Source organism: Bradyrhizobium sp. CCBAU 45394 (assembly GCF_028128655.1).
Lineage (GTDB): Bacteria > Pseudomonadota > Alphaproteobacteria > Rhizobiales > Xanthobacteraceae > Bradyrhizobium > Bradyrhizobium diazoefficiens.
The window spans coordinates 62440-83226 of record NZ_LBIX01000161.1; the positions used below are offsets into that span (position 1 = coordinate 62440).

Below are 20787 nucleotides of genomic sequence, written 5' to 3' on the forward strand. Positions count from 1 at the left end.
GAATCTCGAGATTCCGGGTTCGATGCGTCGCATCGCCCCGGAATGACGGAGTGAGCGTGGATGCCCGGGTCATCTGCGCGAAGACGCTTCGCGCTTCTGCCCGGGTATGACGTATTCAGGGCGCAGCGCGAATGCTGTAAGAACGCACCTAATCAGGGCGCGGGGAAACATCGATGTTGCAGGCAGAGGGCTCTGAGGCGCCCATCAAGGTCGAATTCGACAATTTCGAGCACGGCTTCCCCGAAGGGTTTGGCCCGGGCTGGTGGGGCCGGCTCGCCTACTGGATCGGCATCGCCTTTGCGACCTTCCAGCTCTATGTCGCCGCCTTCAACTATCTGCCGAGCCAGGTGGTGCGCGGCGTCCATGTCGGCTTTCTCGTTCTCCTCACCTTCGGCCTGATCGCGAACTTCACTGCAAGGAGCGATGTCGGCCGCGCGCTCGGCTGGGTGATCGGCGGCGCCGGCTTCTTCTGCGGCCTCTACCAGTGGATTTTCTACGCCGATTTGATCGCGCGCGACGGCGATCCGACCAGGCTCGATCTCGCCGTCGGCACGCTGCTTGCGGTGCTGATCTTCGAGGGCACGCGGCGCCTGATGGGCGCGGCGCTGCCGCTGATGTGCGGCGCGTGCCTGCTCTACTGGTTCTTCGGCCAGTATCTGCCATCGCCGCTCAACCATCGCGGCTATGATTTCGACCAGATCGTCACGCATCTGTCGTTCGGCACCGAAGGCTTTTACGGCGTGCCGATCTACGTGTCGGCGACCTACATCTTCCTGTTCATCCTGTTCGGCTCGTTCCTCGAGCGCGCCGGCATGATCCAGCTCTTCACCGACGTCTCGCTCGGCCTGTTCGGCCGCACCCGCGGCGGACCTGCCAAGGTCGCGGTGTTCGCCTCGGGCATGATGGGCACGATCTCGGGCTCGGGCGTCGCCAACGTCGTCACCGTCGGCCAGTTCACGATTCCCTTGATGATCAAGTTCGGCTATCGCCGCGCCTTTGCAGCCGGTGTCGAGGCCACGGCGTCGATGGGCGGGCAGATCATGCCGCCGGTGATGGGCGCGGTCGCCTTCATCATGGCGGAGACGCTCGGCGTCCAGTATTCCGAGATCGTGAAGGCAGCGGCGATCCCCGCGATCCTCTATTTCGCATCCGCGTTCTGGATGGTGCATCTGGAAGCCGGCAAGCACGGTCTCGTCGGCATGAAGCGCTCGGAGATCCCGAGCGCCTGGAAGGCGCTGGTGACGCGCTGGTACCTCGTGCTGCCGCTCGCCGCGCTGGTCTACATGCTGTTCGAAGGCTTTACGCCGCTCTATGCCGGCAGCATGGGCCTCGCGCTCACGGTGACGCTGATCCTGGGCGCCAGCATCACGGCCGGTGCGTCCTCGATGGTGATCCGCACCATCTTCTGGGTCGGGCTCGCGCTCGTCGTCGCCGCATTGTCGCGCGACGGCCTTCAGATCGTGCCGGTCGCGAGCGTCGTGGCCGGGCTGATCGTGATCACCGCTTTCATCCGCGGCGGGTTCAAGGCCCTGCGCGAGTGCCGCGACGCGCTGGCCGAGAGCGCCAAGTCCGCCATCACCGTCGGCATGGCTTGCGCCATCGTCGGCGTCATCATCGGCATGATGTCGCAGACCGGCGTCGGCACCATCTTCGGCGGCTGGGTGATCGGTCTCGGCGAGAAGAGCCTGTTCCTGGCGCTGATCATGACCATGCTGCTGTCGATCCTGCTCGGCACCGGCATTCCGACCATCCCGACCTACATCATCACCGCCGCGCTCGCGGCGCCCGCGCTGGCGAAACTCGGCGTGCCCCTGATCGCGAGCCACATGTTCGCGTTCTACTACGGCATCATGGCCGACCTCTCGCCGCCGGTCGCGCTCGCCGCGCTCGCGGCCGCGCCGATCGCGAAGGAAAATCCGGACAAGATCGGCTGGGAGGCGATGCGCATCGCGCTCGCCGGCTATGTCATCCCCTTCGTCTTCGTCTATTCGCCGGCGCTGATGCTCCAGGCCGGCGATCCCATGGCGGCCAAGCTCGGCTTCTACGGCGCGGTCGCGCTGGCGACCTTCAAGGCGCTGGTCGCGATCGGCCTGTTCGGCATGGTGGCGATCGGCTTCCTGTTCACGCGGCTGACGCTCGTCGAACGCCTGGTCGCGCTCGGTGCCGCGTTCTGCCTGCTCGGCGACTTCCCGTTCAGCGACACCGCGGGCTTCGTGCTGTCCGCCGCGCTCGTGCTGTGGCAGTGGCGGCAGCGCCCGCCGGCAGTGGTCGAGGCGGTGTGAGCCTCTGCTTCGCCACAGCATCGGGCGTGAAGGCGCTGGCGCTGTCCGCCTTCACGCTGGTGTGGACGCATTCGATCGAAAAGGTCGACTGGCAGGAGGACTGGCGCGTCACGCCGGCGGGGCTCGAACTGGTGCAGGCGCGGGTCAAGGGCAGCGGTGCCGGCATGGAGCCGCCGCCCGAAGCGCGGCTCGTCGATGGCTGGTTTCAATGGCAGCCGCAGCGTGCGCCGATGCAGGAGGTCGTGCTCGGCAATTCCGGCGCGGCCGGGGAATGGCGGCTCTGCCATGACGGCGCGTGCCGGACATTGTCGGAGATTGTCGGGCATCCCATAGGTGCTAACGTCACGACGATGAAGGTCTGCAACGATCCGTAGCCCGGATTGCACTTCGCTCCATCCGGGCTACAAGAACAACAACAAGGGAGACACGCGATGGATCGGCTCAAGGGCAAGGTTGCGATGGTGGTGGGCGCGGGCTCGATCGGGCCGGGCTGGGGCAACGGCAAGGCGACCGCGGTGACCTTCGCGCGCGAGGGTGCGCAGGTGTTCTGCGTCGACCGCAACGGCACTGCTGCGGAGGAGACCGCGAAGATCATCAATGACGAAGGCGGCAAGGCGACCGCGTTTACCGCCGACGTCTCGCGGTCAGCCGAGATCGAGGCGATGGTCGCGGCGTGCCTGAAGGCCTATGGCCGCATCGACGTGCTCGACAACAATGTCGGCATCGCCGAGATGGGCAGCGTGGTCGAGGTAACCGAGGAGAGCTGGGACCGCGTCTTCAGCGTCAACCTCAAGAGCGCCTATTTCGCCATGAAGCACGTCATCCCCGTGATGGTGAAGCAGGGCGGCGGCTCAATCATCAACATCTCTTCGATCGCCTCGATCCGCCACATGGGCATCTCCTACGTCACCTATGGCACCTCGAAGGCGGCGATGAACCAGATGACGCGCACCACCGCGATCGAGTTCGCGCGGCATCATGTGCGCGTGAATGCGATCCTGCCCGGCCTGATGAAGACCCCGATGGTCGAGCATTCCGCCGGCCTTGCCGCCAGCTACGCCAAGGGCGACGTCGAGGCGATGTGGCGCGCGCGCGATGCCCAGGTGCCGATGGGTCACATGGGCGATGCCTTTGACGTCGCGAATGCCGCGCTGTTCCTGGCGTCGGACGAGTCGAAATATGTGACGGGGATCGAGCTGGTGGTGGACGGCGGGATCACGTGCAAGGCGGGGGCGTAAGCGCTGCCTCACACTCCGCCGTCGTCCTGGACAAGCGAGCGTAGCGAGCGCTGATCCAGGACCCATTACCATAGGGACAGGTTTGGCGAAGGCTGGTAGCTCCAGCCTTCTTCAACAATCGACATTCGGGGTAATGGGTCCTGGCTTGCGCCAGGACGACATCGGAGAACTACTGCGCCAGCGCCAGAATCCCGCCGGCGAACGCATGCCATGCCGCGCTTTCGCTGATCGGCCAGTTCAGCACCTTCACCGCCAGCATCGCGAGCGTGCCGGTGATGTAGACCGGATGCACGCGGCGCTCGGTGCGCCAGTCGCGCACCATGGCGACGACGAGCAACAGCGAGGCGACCACGGCCGGCGCGATGGTCACCGGCACCGGCGGCGGGCCGGGCGGTCCGGGAGGGGCGAGGAAGGTCAGAAACCAGCGTGCGATCGCGGCGTCGAGGATCGAGACCGCGGCGAGCAGCATCAGGCGCTTGTGGATCTCGGGCCTGCGGGTGTTCGCGATGCCGAGCACAAACACCACCGCGAAGAACGCGATGCCGCTCATCGGCACGATCGAGAAGGCGATGCCGGCTTCTTTCTGCCCGAGCGCGGCGGAGTGCTGCATCACGTGCACGGAGGCGAGGAAGCCGAAGATCGTCATCGCGGTCGCGAGCGAAACGCCGACGATGCCGATCGCGCGGTGATTGACCACGCGGCCTGAAGCCGCCAGCCAGGTCTGGATCACAAAATAGAGAGACCAGGTGAAGAACAGGAGGCCGTGAAAGTGAATCACGGGGCTTGCGGAGAACGTCCGGTGGGCGAGCGGCACCCAATAGGTCGGCGCGAAGCCGAGAAAAGCGGTCGCCGCGCAGGCCAGGGCCATGTGGAGGTAAAAATATCGTGCAGGCGACGCATCACGCGCGCGAACACGACGGTCGTCGATCAGGGTCGTCATCTGGAGTGTGTCTGAAGAGACGGCGTTTGGTTCAATGCCCCGCTGTCGTCCCCGGATCGGCGCTCCGCTCCAGTCAACGCTGCGCGTTGTCTGGAGCTTCGCTCGTTCGGGACGACAGCGGAGTGTGCTGCTCTTGAGGCTTATCCCCCCGCGCTCAATTCTGCGCGATCGAGCTCCTCCTCGAGGCGGTGAAAGGCGTCGTCGCCGATCACCTCGGTGGCGCGCAGGTCGAAGATCGATTTGCGCGCAGCCTCGATGGCGCGGCGGCGCAGCGGATCGGCCGGTAATTCGCCACTGGCAATGCCGCCGTTCGGATCGTCGTCCGCCTGCATCAGGATAGCGCGATATTCGAGCCGCAGGATTTCCGCCTCCTCCGACGGGTCGCTCTCGATCGCATCGAGCGCCGCGCGATAGGCGACCGCGCGTCCGCGCGCGACCTCGATGCCGACGGGATCGTCGTCCTTGAGCCCGAAGGCCAGGATCAGCGGCCGCAGCGTCAGGCCCTGGATGACGAGCGATCCCAGCACGACGGCAAAGGCGATGAAGACGATGAAGTCGCGATAGGGAAAGTTCTCCGGCAGGGCGAAGGCGGTCGCGAGCGTGACGAGGCCGCGCATGCCACACCAGGAGATGATGAGGCCGCCCTTCGGCGAGGCCACCTGTTTCGGATCCTTGGGATGATAAAGTCCGTGGGCAATCAGCGCGCGCAATGTCGTGCGGTAGAACGTCACCCAGAGCAGCCGCACCAGGACCACCGTGAGCAGGATCCAGGCTGCCGCCACGCAATACTCCCAGCGCACGTCCGCGTCCAATCGCGTCCAGATCGGCCGCATCTGCATGCCGATCAGCATGAAGGCGAGCACGTTGAGCACGAACACCATCGTCTCCCACACCGCATAGGACGGCACCCGCAGCCGCGCCGGCATGTGCGCCCCCGCCGTGCGCGCCATGGTGATGGCGTAGACGACGATGGTGAGGATGCCGGAGAGGCCGAGATGCTCGGCGGCGATCCACACCATGAAGGTGGTGGCGAATTGCAGGATGATCGCGCTGGGCGCTTCCTTCACGCGTTGGAGGAACAGCGGTATGATGCGCCCCGCCAGCAGACCGGCGAGGACGCTGCCGACCAGCGCCAGCGCGATCGTCGGCGCGACCTCGCTCCATTTCAGATGCTGCATGACGACCGCGCCGACCGCGATGCGATAGATCAGCAGCGAGGTCGCGTCGTTGAGCAGGCTCTCACCCTCCAGCACCTTCACCATGCGATGGGGCAGCTTGACCTGGCTCAGGATCGCGACCGCCGCCGCGGCATCCGGCGGCGCCACGATGGCGCCGAGCGCGATCGCGGCGGCCCAGGGCATGTCAGGCATCAGCCGGTGCGCGACGTAGGCAACTCCTACCGTGGTCAGGCCGACCGCGGCCACGACGAGGGTCGAGACCGGAACCCAGTTGTTGCGCAGGTCCCGCAGCGAGGTGTCGAAGGCCGCATCGAGCAGGACCGGTGCGACAAAAAGCGCCAGTGCCAGGTCCGGCTCCAGCGTCCAGGTCGGACTATTCGGAACGAAAGCGATCAGGGCGCCGCCGATGGCGAGAAAGGTCGGGTAGGGGACCTTGATCCGCCGCGCCAGCGCCGATAAGGCAACGGCGCCGAGCAGCAGCGCGATGATCCATTCGAATGTCGACACGATAATCCCCGAAACCGATTTGAGCGGCGCCACAAGCTAGCACCAATCCGGCCGTATGATGGATAGTACGGCCTCAAGGCAAGACCTCCTGACTGCAGCAAGCATGCGTTTTCAAAATCTCATTCAATGGTCCGGTGCCGTACTGCTCTGCGCGCTCCCGCTCGGCGTGGCCCTGGCCGCGACCGGTGGCGAGCCGGCCGCCGTCACGCAGGTCGACATCGCGCCGTGCCTTGCGGCTGCCGCTGGCGACGACATGGACAAGGCCAATTCCGCCTGCGCTGACGTGATCGACAATGAGAAGACGGCGAAGGGGGACCTGATCAAGGCGCTCGTCGCGCGCGGCGCGCTTTACGCGCGGCACGATCAGGTCGACCGCGCGATCGCCGACGACAGCCGTGCTCTCTTGCTCGATCCCACCCTCGCGGATGTCTTCAACGCGCGGGGCGAGCTCTGGTTGAAGAAAGGCGACAAGCCCAAGGCGGTGCAGGATTTCGGCGCCGCGTTGAAGCTCGATCCGAACCACGAGAAGGCCAAGGCCAATCACAAGGCTATGGCGCGCGAGCTCGAGCGGATCGGCGCGCAGATGGCGGTCGCGGGCAAGCCCAGCTTCAATTGCGCCCGCGCGGCCCGCGCCGTGGAGAAGGCGATCTGCGGGAATCGCGAGCTCGCCGATCTCGACCGCGAGATCTACGGATCGCATTTGCGCGTCATCCGCGAAGCCCAGAGCCCGGCGGAGGCGCGCAAGATCCAGCGCGAACAGGACGATTTCATCGCGCGCAGGAATAGCGGGTTTGGCCGACCGGGGTATGATCTGAAGAAGGCGATGCAGGACAGGCTGCAACAGATCAACGGGGTGGACGGGTATTGAGTTCTTCGCCTCTCCCCGCGTGCGGGGAGAGGCCGGAATTTGCGGAGCAAATTCCGGGTGAGGGGGACTTTCCGCGAGTCTCACTGCTGCCGTCCCCGCTGAGGCTCCCCCTCTCCCCGCAAGCGGGGCGAGGGAGTGCAGGTGCCGGTGCGTCGCTTGCTGGGCGCGCTTGAACCCATCGCCAATCCACCGCGACAATGGTGAAAACCTGACGTCACGGAGCCTTCCTCATGTGCGGCACGCGCTCTTCCGCGCAAGCATCCAAAACCTCGCTGTGCGCCCTCCTGCTCAGCGCCGCCATGAGCCTTGTCCTCGCCGCGCCTGCCTCGGCCGCCGCCGATTGTATCGCCGGCAGCAAGGCTGCTCCCGCCGAGCTGATCACGTCGTGCAGCGCCATCATCGACCAGGCGGCCAATTCGAGCTCCGATCGCGCTGCGGCGCTGCTGGTCCGTGCTGACGCCAATGCGCGCACCTCGGGTGGTCTCACCCAGGCCCTGCGGGACATCGATCGCGCGATCGCACTCGACGGCAAGAACGCAAAAGCCTGGCGCCTGCGCGGCGATCTCCTGCGCGAGGCCGGCGGCGATCTCAACCGCGCCGCGGCGGACCTCAGCAAGGCGATCGAGCTCGATCCGCAGGATGCGGAGTCCTACGAGCTGCGCGGCGTCGTCTACACCAGTCAGCGCCGGCTCGACCGCGCGCTGGCCGATTACGACCAGGCGATCAAGCTGAAGCCGGATGACGCGCAGGCCTGGTCCGACCGCGGCGTGACCTACTATCTCGGCGGCGACAACGAAAAGGCGATCCGCGATCTCAGCGAGGCGCTCCGGCTCGATCCGAACCGGCCGCGCACCTACACCAATCGCGGCGCGGCCTACAAGAAGCTCGGCCAGCTCGACAAGTCCGTCGCCGACGCCGGCGAGGCGATCAGGCTCGATCCGAAGGTGCCGGAATATTACGACAATCGCGGCCTGTCGCTGGCCGCGATGGGCGATTACGACAAGGCGATCGCCGACTACGACCAGGCACTGCGGCTGGCACCGAAGCCGAACTTCTTCACCAACCGCGGCGATTCCTACCAGTTCAAGGGCGAGTTCGGGGCGGCGCTGAGCGACTACGAGTCCGCGCTGAAGCTCGATCCGAATTTCGCGCAGACCTACAACAATCGCGCCGTGCTCTACAAGAAGATGGGCGAGCGCAGGAAGGCGCTGGCCGATTACGAGACCGCGCTGAAGCTCGACCCCGGCAACGACAACGCGGCCAACGGCCGCCGCACCATGATCGCGGAGATCGCGAAATTCGGCGATGAGCCGCGGCGTCCGCTCGCGGCGAATTCCGGCAACGGCCCCTCGTTCGATTGCGCGACCGCGAAGCGCGAGGTCGAGAAGGTGATCTGCGCCGATCCGGAGCTGGGCGTGCTCGACCGCCAGATCGCCGAGACCTACGAGCGCGTGCTGAAATCCGCGAACAAGCGCTCGGCCGGCGACCTGCGCCGTACCCAGCGCGATTTCCTCGCCACCCGCAACTCAAGCTTTGGCCGGCCCGGCTATGATCTGAGGAAGGTCATGCAGGAGCGGTTGCAGCGGCTGAACGCGATGGAGGGGTAGGCGGGATTCTTCTCCTCTCCCCGCGTGCGGGGAGAGGCCGGAATTTGCGACAGCAAATTCCGGGTGAGGGGGACTCTCCGCGAGTCCAGCTCTCACCGTCCCCGGGGAGACTCCCCCTCACCCCGACCCTCTCCCCGCAAGCGGGGAGAGGGGGAAGGACATCATCCTTTTCAGCTTGAACCGCGGCCCGATCCCGGGAAAATACCTCTCAAACAAGGCCGGCGATTGATCCTGGTCATGGCGGGACGGCTGTCCTGTCGTCAGGTCAAGGCTAGGCAAATAAGGGAAACGGGAGCGCGGGACATGAACATCCAGGGCAAGAGCAGCTATCACGAGGTCCATGCACGCTCGCTGGCTGATCCCCAGGGCTTCTGGGCCGAGGCGGCCAGGGAAATCGACTGGATCGAGCCGCCCAAGACGATCTTCGACGCGTCGCAAGGAACCTACGGCCGCTGGTTCACCGGCGGCGTGGTCAACACCTGCTATAACGCGCTCGACCGCCATGTCGAACGCGGCCGCGCCGACCAGGTCGCGCTGATCCATGATTCGCCGCTGACGAACTCGATCACCAAGCTCACCTATGCCGAGCTGCTGAACGAGGTGCAGGCGCTCGGCGCCGTCATGCAGGATTTCGGCGTCGCCAAGGGCGATCGCGTCATCCTTTACATGCCGATGGTGCCGGAGGCGGTGGTCGCGATGCTCGCCTGCGCGCGCATCGGCGCGGTGCATTCGGTCGTGTTCGGCGGCTTTGCCGCGAAGGAGCTTGCCACCCGCATCGACGATGCACAGCCGAAGCTGATCCTGTCGGCGAGCTGCGGCATCGAGCCCGGCCGCATCGTGCAGTACAAGCCGCTGCTCGACGAGGCGATCAGGCTTGCCGGCAGCAAGCCGAAGGCCTGCATCGTGCTGCAACGTCCGCAGCTCACCTGTGACCTGGCGCCGGGCCGCGATTACGATTGGGCGAGCCTGCGCCGCAAGGCGATGAACGACGGCAAGAAGGCGCCTTGCGCGCCGGTCGCCGCCACCGATCCGCTCTACATCCTTTATACTTCGGGCACCACGGGCATTCCCAAGGGCGTGGTGCGCGACAATGGCGGCCATCTGGTCGCGGTGAAGTGGTCGATGTTCAACCTCTATGGCGTCAAGCCGGGCGAGGTCTGGTGGTGCGGCTCCGACATCGGCTGGGTGGTTGGCCACAGCTACATCGTCTACGGCCCGCTGCTGCACGGCGCGACCTCGATCATGTATGAGGGCAAGCCGATCGGCACGCCCGATGCCGGCGCATTCTGGCGCGTCATCTCCGAGCACAAGGCGGTGGCGCTGTTCACCGCGCCGACCGCGTTCCGCGCGATTCGGAAAGAGGATCCGGAAGGAAAGTTCATCCGGCAATACGACCTGTCGACATTCCGCACGCTGTTCCTCGCCGGCGAGCGCGCCGATCCGCCCACGGTGGAATGGGCGGAGCAGCAGCTGAAGGTGCCTGTGATCGACCATTGGTGGCAGACCGAGACCGGCTGGTGCATCGCCGGTAATCCGGTCGGCCTCGGCATGCTGCCGGTGAAGCACGGCTCGCCGACGGTGCCGATGCCGGGCTACCAGGTCGACGTGGTCGATGAAGCGGCCAAGCCTGTCGGTCCCAACACCATGGGCTCGATCGTCATCAAGCTGCCGATGCCGCCGGGCTGCCTGCCGACGCTGTGGAAGCAGGACGAGCGCTTCAAGGAGGCTTACCTCAGCGAATTCCCCGGCTATTACAAAACCTCGGACGCCGGCTACAAGGATGAGGACGGCTATGTCTGGGTGATGGGCCGTACCGACGACATCATCAACGTCGCCGGGCATCGCCTGTCCACCGGCGGCATGGAGGAAATCCTGGCCTCGCATCCCGACGTCGCCGAATGCGCCGTGCTCGGCGTCAAGGACGCGATCAAGGGCGAGGTGCCCTGCGGCTTCCTGGTGCTTAAGGCCGGCGTGCAGCGCGCACCCGCCGAGATCGAGAAGGAGATCATCGCGCTGGTGCGCGACAAGCTCGGCCCCGTCGCCGCCTTCAAGCTCGCCATCACCGTCGGCCGCCTGCCCAAGACGCGCTCCGGCAAGATCTTGCGCGGCACCATCAAGAAGATTGCCGACGGCGAATCCTGGACCATGCCCGCGACGATCGAGGACCCCAAGGTGCTGGACGAGATCGGGGCGGCACTGAAGGGGCGGGTGTGAGGTTTCGAACCGTCGTTCCGGGGCGATGCGAAGCATCGAACTATGGTGCGCGATTGCGCACCTGAGAATCTCGAGATTCCGGGTTCGGTCCTACGGACCGCTCCGGAATGACGGTGTTGCCGACTTACAATCTCCTCATTCCGGGCTAAACAGGGCCCGCCAACAGGGGACCTCGTATGCCACTCGCCACCGCGCCGCGCCTGCTTGCAGCCTTAGCTCTCGCCATTGTGCTCTCCGCCTGCTCGGCGCGCTACCAGACGCCCGTGGCTGTGGGCGGCGACGATGACGACGCGGTGTGCCAGAGCCGCGGTTATGCGGCGGGCTCGCCGGAATATGTGGCCTGCCGCAAGGACCGTGACGTCCAGCGCAGCGCCGCCACCGCCCGCGCCGACCGCCGCCAGCGCGATCTCGGCGAGTACATGCTGAACCATCCCGAGCGGCCGTGATATCGGGTGCGGTATAATCCTGCCTGGCCACTTGCTCGCATTCGCGTTCCTCGTGACACATCTGCAACGCCGCGGCACAAATCGTGCCGCGTTTCGCCGGATTTGATCGGCGTCAAATCCTTCACCATCCCCTTTCTGCTCTGACGCTGGTGTCGCGCAACGATGCGCGAGAGACGGCTGAAGGGGATTGAAATGCAGAGAACGACAAGACACTTGGCGCGGATCGCGATGGTCGGTGCGATGCTCGCGGGGACTTTTGCCTCGGCGCAGGCCGCGGACCTGCCGGTCTACAAGAAGGCGCCGCCGCCCGTGGAGGCGTTCAATCCCTGGATGGTGCGCCTGCGCGTGCTCGGTGTGTTGCCCGATGCCGGCGGCTCGACCGTCAACGTCGCGGGCGTGCCGTCGCTGTCGTCGCCGAATTCCGGCCTCTCGATCAGCGACCAGGTCGTGCCCGAGCTCGACATCAGCTATTTCTTCACCAGGAACATCGCGGCCGAGCTGATCCTCGGCGTGACCAGGCATTCGATCAGCGGCACCGGCTCGCTCGCGAATTTGCCGATCGGCAAGACCACGCTGCTGCCGCCGACGCTGACGCTGCAATATCACTTCGACAATTTCGGCGCGTTCAAGCCGTATATCGGTGCGGGCGTGAACTACACCGTGTTCTTCAACAATTCCGCCGCCAATGCGCCGGCCGCCATCGTCGGCCCGCCCGCGATCGTCGCCACCACCACGAGCCTGCACGTCAGCAATGCGTGGGGCGGCGCCGTGCAGTTCGGCTTCGACTACATGCTCGACCGGCATTGGGGTCTCAACGTCGACGTCAAGAAGCTCTGGCTGCGGCCGGACTACAGCGCGACCGTCAGCGGCCTGCCTGTCACCGGCAACGCGCATATCGACCCGTGGCTGGTCGGCGGCGGCGTCACCTACAAGTTCTGATGACGTCTTCGCGGCGCCGGGCGGGGGGCCCGGCGCCGCGTCGATCTGCTCGACCAATCCTGTATCCTGTCAGTCCGAATGCACGGTGCGGGGATGCCGATCATGCAGGAGCTTCGCGAGCGGGTCGCGATCCTCGGGGTGCCCTTGTACGGCGATCTCGAACAGCGATTCCTGAATGTCCCGGGGCATCTCACCCCAGACCGACAGCGCCGCGTGACCAAGCATCAAGGCAAAGCGTTCTTCGTTGACTTGCATCTCTGATCCTCCGCGCGGGAACAATGCGACATCATACGCATCGTTCCAGATTGCGGCCACGTGCGCCTCGCCGGCTTGCTGCCGAGATCATGCAGTCTCGCCCTGGCCTCCGCGAATCTGCCAGGCAGGCATCGACACACGCCCGCGCGCCCAAATAAAAACGCGGCGGGGGGCCGCCGCGTTCAAATCCAGCTTGACGGTAAATCGGAGGAGGGGGAATTACTCCTCCTCGTCCTGCTTCTTGCCGCCGAGGGTCTTCAGCTTGGCGAACACGGCGTCCACGTTGAGGTCGTCGCTCGATCGCTCGGCCGGCTCGAACTCGTCCTTCTTGGTGGTCTCCGAGGCCGGCAGCAGGGTCGCGCCGCCATAGGCCGCGTCGATCGGCTTTTCCTTGGCCGCGCGGGCCACCTCGAAATCGAGCTCGATCTGCGAGCAGAGGCCGAGGGTGACCGGATCGATCGGGGTCAGCGAGGACGTGTTCCAGTGGGTGCGGTCGCGCACGCTGGCGATCGTGCTCTTGGTGGTGCCGACCAGGCGCATGATCTGGGCGTCCTTGAGCTCCGCATGGTTGCGCAGCAGCCAGAGGATTGCGCTCGGGCGCTCGTGGCGGCGCGAGACCGGGGTGTAGCGCGGGCCCTTGCGCTTGGGCTGCGGCGGCAGCACGACCTTGCTCTCCTGGAGGCGGAGGCGGTAATCCGGGTTCTTCTCACCCTTCTCGATCTCCTCGCGGGTGAGCTGGCCGTTGGAGAGGGGATCCATGCCCTTGATGCCCTGGGCGGCGTCGCCGTCGGCGATCGCGCGCACCTCGAGGGGATGCATCTTGGTGAAATCGGCGACCTGGTCGAAGGTCAGCGCGGTGTTGTCGAGCAGCCAGACGGCGGTCGCCTTGGGCATCAGAGGTGCGTTGCTCATGGCAAATCTCCTTTGTGCTTCGCCCACCCCTTTGGAGGCGAAGCCGGTGGTCATCAGCGATGACTGGGAATTCGCGCTATATAAGCCCGGAGGGGCTAGCCACGCAATGGTTCTGCTATAGATAGTGCCTTGACAGCGCCCGAAAGGGGGCCCAATTCCCTCTGAAGTCGCTGTAAGCCCGTACCCTAAGCCCTATTCATCCATCGACCGCTTCCCGCCCCATTCGGCGAGGTGATTCGGTCCCGAGATCGCTCAATGTCAGCCAAACCAGACCTGAAGATCGTGCTTTGTTCTCCCCGCGGCTTCTGCGCCGGGGTGGTCCGGGCGATCGACACCGTGGAACGGGCGCTCGATAAATACGGCGCCCCCGTCTATGTTCGCCATGAGATTGTGCACAATAAATACGTCGTCGATGGGTTGAAGAAGAAGGGCGCCATCTTCGTCGAGGAGCTGGCCGAAATCCCGGAAAGTACCACCGCGCCGGTCGTATTCTCGGCCCATGGCGTGCCGAAATCGGTTCCCGCCGACGCCCAGTCCCGCAATTTGTTCTCGCTGGACGCGACCTGCCCGCTGGTGACCAAGGTCCACCGCGAGGCGGCGATCCACTTCAAGCGCGGCCGCGAGATCTTCCTGATCGGCCATTCCCATCACCCCGAGGTGGTCGGCACGCTCGGCCAGCTCCCCGTCGGCGCCGTCACCCTGATCGAGACCGCCGAGGACGCCAAGACCATCACCCCGAAGGACCCCAACAACCTCGCCTTCGTGACCCAGACCACGCTGTCGATCGACGACACCGCAGAGATCGTCGCGCTGCTCAAGGAGCGTTTCCCGAACATCAACGGGCCGCACAAGGAAGACATCTGCTACGCCACCACCAACCGCCAGCTCGCGGTGAAGAAGGTGGCGCCGGTGGTGGACGCCCTGATCGTGGTCGGCGCGCCGAATTCGTCGAACTCGCAGCGCCTGCGCGAGGTCGCCGAGCGTGAGGGCTGCCCGATCGCGGTGCTGGCGCAACGCGCCGCCGATCTCGACTGGAAGCGGTTCGAAAACATCACCAGCCTCGGCATCACCGCGGGCGCCTCGGCGCCGGAAGTGATCGTCGAGGAGATCATGGACGCGTTCGCCGAGCGCTTCACGCTGCATGTGGAGACGGTCTCGGCCGCGGAAGAGAACGAGTTCTTTCCGCTGCCGCGCCAGGTGCGCCCCGAAGCCGCCGCCGAGTAGACCTCTATGGCGGTCTACACCGACGTCGCCGCCGACGAGCTTGCGGATTTCCTGAGCCAATACGATCTCGGCGAACTGCTCTCCTACAAGGGCATCGCCGAGGGCGTCGAGAACTCCAACTTCCTGCTGCACACCACCAAGGGATCGTTCATCCTCACGCTCTACGAGAAGCGCGTGGCGAAGAACGATCTGCCGTTCTTCCTCGCGCTGATGACGCATCTCGCCGAGCACGGCGTCAATTGTCCGCTGCCGGTGAAGGGAAGAGACGGCGAGGCGCTGCGCGAGCTGTCGGGCCGCCCCGCCGCGATCATCACCTTTCTCGAAGGCGTCTGGCCGCGCAAGCCGAACGCGGCCCATTGCGCCGGCGTCGGCGAGGGCCTGGCCAGGATGCATCTGGCCGGCGCCAATTTCGCGATCAGGCGCGCGAACGCGCTCTCGGTCGCGGGCTGGCGACCGTTGTTCGATGCGGCCGCAAGCCGCGCCGACGAGGTGCAGCCGGGCCTGCGCGCGTTTCTCGCAGCCGAGCTCGACTATCTCGCGAGCGGGGTCTGGCCGACCAATCTGCCCGAGGGCGTGATCCACGCCGACCTCTTCAACGACAACGTCTTCTTCCTCGGCGACAAGCTCTCGGGGATCATCGACTTCACCTTCGCCTGCAATGACATGCTGGCCTATGACGTCGCGATCTGCCTCAACGCGTGGTGCTTCGAGCCGGATCACTCCTTCAACGTCACCAAGGCGCGCGCTTTCCTCAACGCCTATGGCCGCGTGCGCAAGCTCTCGGAGGCGGAAGAGGCCGCGCTGCCGCTGCTGGCACGCGGTGCCGCGATCCGTTTCCTGCTGACGCGGCTGGTCGACTGGCTCAACGTGCCGCCCGGTGCGCTGGTGAGGCCGAAGGATCCGCTGGAATATGTCCGCAAGCTGCGCTTCCACCAGAGCGTTTCGAGCGTGCGCGACTACGGGCTGATGCCGTCAGGACTGGTCGCGTGAGCGAGCTTCCCGTTGTCACGATCTATACCGACGGCGCGTGCTCGGGAAATCCCGGGCCCGGCGGCTGGGGCGCGATCCTGAAGTTCGGCAACAAGGAGAAGGAGCTGAACGGCGGCGAGCGTCACACCACCAACAACCAGATGGAGCTGATGGCGGCGATCTCGGCGCTCGAAGCGCTGAAGAAGCCGTGCACCGTCGATCTCTACACCGACAGCCAGTATGTCCGGCAGGGGATCACGGGCTGGATCCACGGCTGGAAGCGCAACGGCTGGCGCACCGCCGACAAGAAGCCGGTCAAGAATGTCGAGCTTTGGCAGCGCCTCGACGCCGCGCTGAAGGCGCATCAGGTCCGCTGGCACTGGGTCAAGGGTCACGCCGGCCACCCCGAGAACGAGCGCGCGGATCAGCTGGCGCGGGACGGGATCGTGAAGGCGAGGTTGCAGCAGAGGGTGGCGGAGTAGCAGTTTGTTCCGTCATTCCGGGGCAGTGCAAGGCACCGAACTCAGGTGCGCAATTGCGCACCCGAGAATCTCGTGATTCCGGGTTCGCCTCTGCGAGGCGCCCCGGAATGACATCTATCTCAGAGCTGCCCGAGCAGCGTATCGCCGCCTGACACCTCGACCTTGCCGGGCATCGCCTCGAGGTTCAGCTTCTTCACCACGCCGTCCTCGACCAGCATCGAATAGCGCTTGGAGCGGATGCCGAGGCCGTTGGCGGAGGCGTCGAGCTCCATGCCGATCGCCTTGGTGAAGTCGGCATTGCCGTCGGCGAGGAAGACGGCCTCGTCGCGCTGGTCGGTGTCGCGCTTCCAGGCGTTCATGACGAAGGCGTCGTTGACGGAGATGATGGCGATGGTGTCGACGCCCTTGTCCTTGATGGCGTAGGCGTTGAGGAAGATGCTCGGCAGATGCATTTTGTGGCAGGTGCCGGTGTAGGCGCCGGGCACCGCGAACAGCGCCACCTTCTTGCCCTTGAAGATATCGTCGGTGGTCTTCACCTGCGGGCCTTCCGCCGTCATCACGCGGAATTTCGCCTCGGGCAGCTTGTCGCCAGTCTGGATCGCCATCGTCAGTCTCCCTGAAAATCGATCCCGCTTTTTAGACTGTGCGGCGGGCCTGCACAATATTGCCGGCAGGGAAAGCGGCGAAGGTTGCGGCCCTTCACCTTGATGTCATCAGCCGGAAAAGCCGCCATTGTCGAGGAAGGCCTGTTCTTCCTCGGTGGTCGGGCGTCCGAGGACGCGGTTGCGGTGGGGGAAGCGGCCGAACCGGCGGATAATGTCGGCGTGCTCCCGCGCGTATTTCAGGTTCTCGGCATTGTCGGCGTCCTGAAACAGCGCAATGCAGTGCAGCTGGTCGGGCAGGTGCTCGGAATGCATGAAGGGCATGTAGAGGAATTCGAGCAGGGCAGGATCGATCCGGCGATCCGCGCCCCGATCGATGGCGCGGCGGGCAATTTCGCGCGCCAGCGCATCGCTGGAGAAGGTCCTGGGATCGCCGCGAAACATGTTGCGGGGGAACTGATCGAGCACGATGACGAGCGCGAGTGCGCCGTCGTCGCTTGCCTCCCATGACGCGAGCTCGCCGGCGGCCGCCTGCTGCCAGAGGGCGAGAAAGCGGCGCCTGACCTCCGCGTCGAAAGCCTCGCTGCGCTTGTACCAGCGTTCGCGGCCGGCCTCGCGCCAGAAGGCGAGAATGCCGGCCGGCTTGATGTCGCCGACCTCAGTCATGACTCAAAGGCAGCCTTACGCCGCCTCCGCCTTCTTCTCGTCGCGGAGCTGCCGGCGCAGGATCTTGCCGACGTTGGTCTTCGGCAGGTCGGTGCGGAATTCGATGTGCTTGGGCACCTTGTAGCCGGTGAGCTGCTCGTGACAGAACTTGATCACGGCTTCGGCGGTGAGGTTTTGGTCCTTCTTCACCACGAAGGCCTTCACCGCTTCGCCCGATTTGGAATCGGGGATGCCGATCACGGCGCATTCGAGCACGCCCGGATGGCTCGCGATCACTTCCTCGATCTCGTTCGGATAGACGTTGAAGCCGGAGACCAGGATCATGTCCTTCTTGCGGTCCACGATCTTGGTGTAGCCCTTCTCGTCCATCACGCCGATGTCGCCGGTGCGGAAATAGCCGTCCGCGGTCATCACCTTGGCGGTCTCTTCCGGCCTGTTCCAGTAACCCGACATCACCTGCGGGCCCTTGGCGCAGATCTCGCCCGCCTGGCCGAGCGGCACTTCATTGCCGTCGTCGTCGCGGATGGAAATATAGGTCGAGGGCACGGGGATGCCGATCGAGCCGGAGAAATCGTTCGTGGTTGCCGGATTGCAGGTCAGCGTCGGTGAGGTCTCCGACAGACCATAGCCTTCGGCGATGAAGCAGCCGGTCACCGCCTTCCACTGCTCGGCGACGGGGCGCTGCACGGCCATGCCGCCGCCGTTGGAGATCTTCAGCTTGGAGAAGTCGAGCTTCTTGAAGTCCGGATGGTGCATCAGGCCGTTGTACAGTGTGTTGACGGCCGGGAAGCTGTTGACCTGGTACTTCGCCAGCTCCTTGACGAAGCCCGCGATGTCGCGCGGGTTGGGGATCAGGAGATTGCAGCCGCCGGCGCGCACCGCGAGCAGGTAGCAGGCCGTCAGCGCGAAGATGTGATAGAGCGGCAGCGCGCAGACGATCATCAACTGGTCGACATGCGGAGGCGCGGCGAGCGCCGGCTGGAGCCAGGCATCGTTCTGCAAGACGTTGGCGACGATGTTGCGGTGGAGCAGGGTCGCGCCCTTGGAGACGCCGGTGGTGCCGCCGGTATATTGCAGGAAGGCGACGTCGCCCGGCGACAGTTTCGGCTTGTTGAATGTCAAGCCGCGGCCGGCCGACAGCGCGTCGTTAAAGGACACCGCGCCCGGCAGCGACCAGGCCGGTACCATTTTCTTGACGCGGCGGACGACGAGGTTGACGATCACGCCCTTGAAGCCGAGCAGGTCGCCCATGCTGGCGACGATGACGTGCTTTACCGATGTCTTAGTGATCACCTGCTCGACGGTGTGGGCAAAGTTCTCCAGCACGATGATGGCTTCGGCGCCGGAATCCTTGAGCTGATGCTCGAGCTCGCGCGGCGTGTAGAGCGGATTGACGTTGACCACCGCAAAGCCGGCCCGCAGCACCGCGGCGGTGGCGATCGGGTATTGCAGCACGTTCGGCATCATGATGGCGACGCGAGCGCCGCGCTGGAGTCCGCGGCCTTGCAGATAGGCGGCCAGCGCAACCGACATCTGGTCGAGGTCGCGGTAGCTGATCGACTTGTCCATGCAGATGAACGCCTTGCGGTCGGCGAACTTGGCGAAGCTCTCCTCCAGAAGGTCGACCAGCGATGCGTATTGCGTCGGCTCGATATCGGCGGGCACGCCGGGCGGATATTGCTTAAGCCAGATGCGCTCCATGGAAACTCCCCTCTCCTACACCAGAGCCCGTTGTATCTCGGGCTTGCCTCATTACCGCCAGTATCGAGCCTGCCGGAACGGGTGGCAAGCCGTCGAGGCTTAGGGCAAAGGCCGGAGAGTGGCTACTGGAATCGTCGCAAAACCGCGCTGCCGCAGGTGCGAAGCGCCGGCTTCGGTTTAATTCGCAGGGGCGTTAACTGTTGTTGGCCGGCTTGGCGGGAGGCTTGGTCGCGGCCTTGGGCTTGGCGGGTTTTGCCGGCTGATCGCTATTTGCGGCGGGTTTCGCCGCATCGGGCTTCGCCGCGGCATGCTTGGTCCCCGCGGGTTTGGCCGCGGTCTTGGTGTCAGCCTTTGCGTCACTCTTCACATCACCCTTGGCGCCTGGCTTCGCTGCTGCCGTCTTGGTGTCCTTCGGCTTATCAGCCGCCTTGTCGGCTGCGTCCGGTTTCTTGGCGACACGCGACTTCTTGCCACGCGCCTTCGGCGTGGCCTGCTGGTCGGCATCGGCTGCGACCGCGGCGATCAGGGCAGTGCCGGTGCGGGTCGGGCCGGTATAGACCAGCACGGGCTCGGCTGCCGCCGGCGCCGAGGCCATCAGCTCGGAGGCCTTCATCAGGGGCGGCTGAAGCCCGGCGGTGAAGAAGGTCACCTGGGCTTCGCCGCCGGTGGCGGAGGCCGATCCGGTCGTGCCGCCATTGGCCGCGATCAGGGCATCGTCGTCGTCGCTCGCCGGCCGCTTGCGATGGCCGCCGCACATGTCGTCGCGCAGGTTCGGCGGCGAGGCGTCGACCGGCACGAGGTTTTCGACGGTGCCGAGCGAGGGACGCAGCCACGACAGATTGTCCTGGCTGAAGCCGCGCTCCAGGAGCTGCGCCGCCTTCACCGCGCGCGCCGTTCCGGAATTGGCGCCGAGCACAACGGCGATCAGCCGGCGGCCGTTGCGTGTGGCCGAGGCGACGAGGTTGTAACCGGAAGCGCAGATGAAGCCGGTCTTGAAACCATCGGCGCCGGGATAGCGGCCGATCAGCTTGTTGAAATTCCCGGTGACGCGCTTGCCGAAACGGATCGCCGGAATGTGCACGAAGTATTCGTATTCCGGCAGGTCGCGCAGGAACGAGCGTGCGAGAATGCCGAGATCCCGCGCGGACGTGATCTGACCATCGGCGGGCAGGCCGTTCGGATTGACGTAGCTCGTCTGCGTCATGCCGAGCTTCTTGGCGGTATCGTTCATCATGACGGAGAAGCCGTCGATCGATCCGCCGACGCCTTCGGCGAGCACCACGGCCATGTCGTTCGCCGACTTGACCATCATCATCTTCAGCGCGTTGTCGACGGTGAGCTGTGTTCCGGGGCGGAACCCCATTTTCGACGGCGACTGCGAGGCCGCGGTCGGCGACACCGTGAGCAGCGTGTCGAGCGTGAGCCTGCCGTCCTTCACCGCCTTCAACGTGACATAGGCGGTCATGATCTTGGTGACGGATGCCGGATACCAGGGAATGGTCGCGTTATCCGCCTGCAACACCTTGCCGCTGTCGGCTTCGATCAGCAGCAGCGCTTCGGCGCTCGCCGCGCGCGGCGCGAGCAGCGCGGCGCATGCGACGGCCGCGGCGAACAGGTTGAACAGGGATTTGCGAAGCAGCGGGCGAAAGGCGTGCACTATCCGATTCCGGTCCTTGGAGATCCGCCGGTTCCGGACGGTTCTCGTGATCTGAGTTTCGGGTTTTGAATTCCGGCGCCGCCGCTTGCGGCGTCGCAAA

The 20787-nt window shown here is 65.3% G+C and carries 19 protein-coding genes; 11 read left to right on the plus strand and 8 right to left on the minus strand.

Features of this window, described 5'->3' with window-relative positions; translation table 11 throughout:
* Positions 1–173 precede the first annotated feature (173 nt).
* Genes WN73_RS19855 through WN73_RS19865 form a run of 3 tightly spaced genes read left to right on the plus strand, consistent with a single transcriptional unit; the run spans position 174 to position 3520 of the window.
* Entirely contained in the window at positions 174–2282 is a 2109-nt protein-coding gene (locus tag WN73_RS19855) for a TRAP transporter permease (protein WP_028173605.1), read from the plus strand.
* Positions 2279–2656 carry a DUF1850 domain-containing protein gene (locus WN73_RS19860; RefSeq protein WP_028173604.1) on the plus strand — a complete coding sequence of 126 codons (378 nt, stop codon included), beginning with the start codon at positions 2279–2281 and terminating at the stop codon, positions 2654–2656. The genes WN73_RS19855 and WN73_RS19860 overlap by 4 nt, the downstream gene beginning before the upstream one ends.
* A 57-nt stretch (positions 2657–2713) precedes the next feature.
* The gene (locus WN73_RS19865; protein ID WP_028173603.1) at positions 2714–3520 is read left to right on the plus strand and encodes an SDR family NAD(P)-dependent oxidoreductase; all 807 of its coding nucleotides are present in this window, start codon (positions 2714–2716) and stop codon (positions 3518–3520) included.
* 169 nt (positions 3521–3689) lie between these two features.
* On the opposite strand, the gene WN73_RS19870 is transcribed toward WN73_RS19865, so the two are convergent.
* Together WN73_RS19870 and WN73_RS19875 are read right to left on the minus strand one after the other, a co-directional pair.
* Positions 3690–4460: a hypothetical protein gene (locus WN73_RS19870; protein ID WP_060909281.1), complete on the minus strand. Its 771-nt coding sequence runs from the start codon at positions 4458–4460 to the stop codon at positions 3690–3692.
* A gap of 140 nt (positions 4461–4600) precedes the next feature.
* Positions 4601–6178 (minus strand): cation:proton antiporter, encoded by a 1578-nt coding sequence (locus tag WN73_RS19875; RefSeq protein WP_011084124.1) that lies wholly within the window; start codon positions 6176–6178, stop codon positions 4601–4603.
* Between the two features lie 70 nt (positions 6179–6248).
* Here WN73_RS19875 and WN73_RS19880 point away from each other — a divergent pair, with 70 nt between their 5' ends.
* The 5 genes from WN73_RS19880 (at position 6249) to WN73_RS19900 (ending at position 12219) form a co-directional block, all read left to right on the plus strand.
* On the plus strand, positions 6249–7013 hold the full coding sequence (locus tag WN73_RS19880) for a tetratricopeptide repeat protein (protein ID WP_028173600.1): 765 nt from the start codon (positions 6249–6251) through the stop codon (positions 7011–7013).
* Between the two features lie 230 nt (positions 7014–7243).
* Complete coding sequence (locus WN73_RS19885) at positions 7244–8620, plus strand: tetratricopeptide repeat protein (protein WP_028173599.1); 1377 nt, start codon at positions 7244–7246, stop codon at positions 8618–8620.
* A 303-nt stretch (positions 8621–8923) separates the two neighbouring features.
* The gene (locus WN73_RS19890) at positions 8924–10834 is read left to right on the plus strand and encodes a propionyl-CoA synthetase (protein WP_271554501.1); all 1911 of its coding nucleotides are present in this window, start codon (positions 8924–8926) and stop codon (positions 10832–10834) included.
* Positions 10835–11010: 176 nt separating this feature from the next.
* Positions 11011–11280 carry a hypothetical protein gene (locus WN73_RS19895; protein ID WP_028173597.1) on the plus strand — a complete coding sequence of 90 codons (270 nt, stop codon included), beginning with the start codon at positions 11011–11013 and terminating at the stop codon, positions 11278–11280.
* A gap of 192 nt (positions 11281–11472) precedes the next feature.
* Positions 11473–12219, plus strand: coding sequence for an OmpW/AlkL family protein (locus tag WN73_RS19900; RefSeq protein ID WP_028173596.1), 747 nt, complete (start codon positions 11473–11475; stop codon positions 12217–12219).
* 69 nt (positions 12220–12288) lie between these two features.
* Here the strand turns inward: WN73_RS19900 and WN73_RS19905 are convergent, their stop codons facing one another.
* Both WN73_RS19905 and WN73_RS19910 read right to left on the minus strand, forming a co-directional pair.
* Positions 12289–12474: a hypothetical protein gene (locus WN73_RS19905; RefSeq protein WP_027546983.1), complete on the minus strand. Its 186-nt coding sequence runs from the start codon at positions 12472–12474 to the stop codon at positions 12289–12291.
* A 219-nt stretch (positions 12475–12693) separates the two neighbouring features.
* On the minus strand, positions 12694–13386 hold the full coding sequence (locus tag WN73_RS19910; RefSeq protein ID WP_028173595.1) for a DUF1013 domain-containing protein: 693 nt from the start codon (positions 13384–13386) through the stop codon (positions 12694–12696).
* 255 nt (positions 13387–13641) lie between these two features.
* Between WN73_RS19910 and ispH the strand changes: the two genes are divergently transcribed.
* The 3 genes from ispH to rnhA are packed head-to-tail and all read left to right on the plus strand — an operon-like array spanning position 13642 to position 16061.
* Positions 13642–14610 carry a 4-hydroxy-3-methylbut-2-enyl diphosphate reductase gene (gene ispH / locus WN73_RS19915; protein ID WP_011084132.1) on the plus strand — a complete coding sequence of 323 codons (969 nt, stop codon included), beginning with the start codon at positions 13642–13644 and terminating at the stop codon, positions 14608–14610.
* 6 nt (positions 14611–14616) lie between these two features.
* Complete coding sequence (locus WN73_RS19920) at positions 14617–15600, plus strand: homoserine kinase (RefSeq protein ID WP_011084133.1); 984 nt, start codon at positions 14617–14619, stop codon at positions 15598–15600.
* Complete coding sequence (gene rnhA / locus WN73_RS19925; protein WP_028173594.1) at positions 15597–16061, plus strand: ribonuclease HI; 465 nt, start codon at positions 15597–15599, stop codon at positions 16059–16061. The genes WN73_RS19920 and rnhA overlap by 4 nt, the downstream gene beginning before the upstream one ends.
* A 119-nt stretch (positions 16062–16180) precedes the next feature.
* On the opposite strand, the gene WN73_RS19930 is transcribed toward rnhA, so the two are convergent.
* The 4 genes from WN73_RS19930 to WN73_RS19945 all read right to left on the minus strand — a co-directional run bounded on the left by WN73_RS19930 (position 16181) and on the right by WN73_RS19945 (position 20687).
* Positions 16181–16666 (minus strand): peroxiredoxin, encoded by a 486-nt coding sequence (locus WN73_RS19930; RefSeq protein WP_011084135.1) that lies wholly within the window; start codon positions 16664–16666, stop codon positions 16181–16183.
* A gap of 108 nt (positions 16667–16774) precedes the next feature.
* Positions 16775–17329 carry a DUF924 family protein gene (locus WN73_RS19935; protein WP_011084136.1) on the minus strand — a complete coding sequence of 185 codons (555 nt, stop codon included), beginning with the start codon at positions 17327–17329 and terminating at the stop codon, positions 16775–16777.
* 15 nt (positions 17330–17344) lie between these two features.
* Complete coding sequence (locus WN73_RS19940; protein ID WP_011084137.1) at positions 17345–19030, minus strand: long-chain fatty acid--CoA ligase; 1686 nt, start codon at positions 19028–19030, stop codon at positions 17345–17347.
* Between the two features lie 193 nt (positions 19031–19223).
* Positions 19224–20687, minus strand: a complete 1464-nt coding sequence (locus WN73_RS19945) for a D-alanyl-D-alanine carboxypeptidase family protein (RefSeq protein ID WP_028173593.1) — start codon at positions 20685–20687, stop codon at positions 19224–19226.
* Positions 20688–20787 lie beyond the last annotated feature (100 nt).

What these genes read in the sequence shown, in the direction of transcription:
- WN73_RS19855 (WP_028173605.1), top strand. Translation starts at nt 174, where the DNA reads ATGTTGCAGGCAGAGGGCTCTGAGGCGCCCATCAAGGTCGAATTCGAC.
- WN73_RS19865 (WP_028173603.1), top strand. Translation starts at nt 2,714, where the DNA reads ATGGATCGGCTCAAGGGCAAGGTTGCGATGGTGGTGGGCGCGGGCTCG.
- WN73_RS19870 (WP_060909281.1), bottom strand. Translation starts at nt 4,460, where the DNA reads ATGACGACCCTGATCGACGACCGTCGTGTTCGCGCGCGTGATGCGTCG.
- WN73_RS19880 (WP_028173600.1), top strand. Translation starts at nt 6,249, where the DNA reads ATGCGTTTTCAAAATCTCATTCAATGGTCCGGTGCCGTACTGCTCTGC.
- WN73_RS19885 (WP_028173599.1), top strand. Translation starts at nt 7,244, where the DNA reads ATGTGCGGCACGCGCTCTTCCGCGCAAGCATCCAAAACCTCGCTGTGC.
- WN73_RS19890 (WP_271554501.1), top strand. Translation starts at nt 8,924, where the DNA reads ATGAACATCCAGGGCAAGAGCAGCTATCACGAGGTCCATGCACGCTCG.
- WN73_RS19895 (WP_028173597.1), top strand. Translation starts at nt 11,011, where the DNA reads ATGCCACTCGCCACCGCGCCGCGCCTGCTTGCAGCCTTAGCTCTCGCC.
- WN73_RS19900 (WP_028173596.1), top strand. Translation starts at nt 11,473, where the DNA reads ATGCAGAGAACGACAAGACACTTGGCGCGGATCGCGATGGTCGGTGCG.
- WN73_RS19905 (WP_027546983.1), bottom strand. Translation starts at nt 12,474, where the DNA reads ATGCAAGTCAACGAAGAACGCTTTGCCTTGATGCTTGGTCACGCGGCG.
- WN73_RS19910 (WP_028173595.1), bottom strand. Translation starts at nt 13,386, where the DNA reads ATGAGCAACGCACCTCTGATGCCCAAGGCGACCGCCGTCTGGCTGCTC.
- ispH (WP_011084132.1), top strand. Translation starts at nt 13,642, where the DNA reads ATGTCAGCCAAACCAGACCTGAAGATCGTGCTTTGTTCTCCCCGCGGC.
- WN73_RS19920 (WP_011084133.1), top strand. Translation starts at nt 14,617, where the DNA reads ATGGCGGTCTACACCGACGTCGCCGCCGACGAGCTTGCGGATTTCCTG.
- WN73_RS19930 (WP_011084135.1), bottom strand. Translation starts at nt 16,666, where the DNA reads ATGGCGATCCAGACTGGCGACAAGCTGCCCGAGGCGAAATTCCGCGTG.
- WN73_RS19935 (WP_011084136.1), bottom strand. Translation starts at nt 17,329, where the DNA reads ATGACTGAGGTCGGCGACATCAAGCCGGCCGGCATTCTCGCCTTCTGG.
- WN73_RS19940 (WP_011084137.1), bottom strand. Translation starts at nt 19,030, where the DNA reads ATGGAGCGCATCTGGCTTAAGCAATATCCGCCCGGCGTGCCCGCCGAT.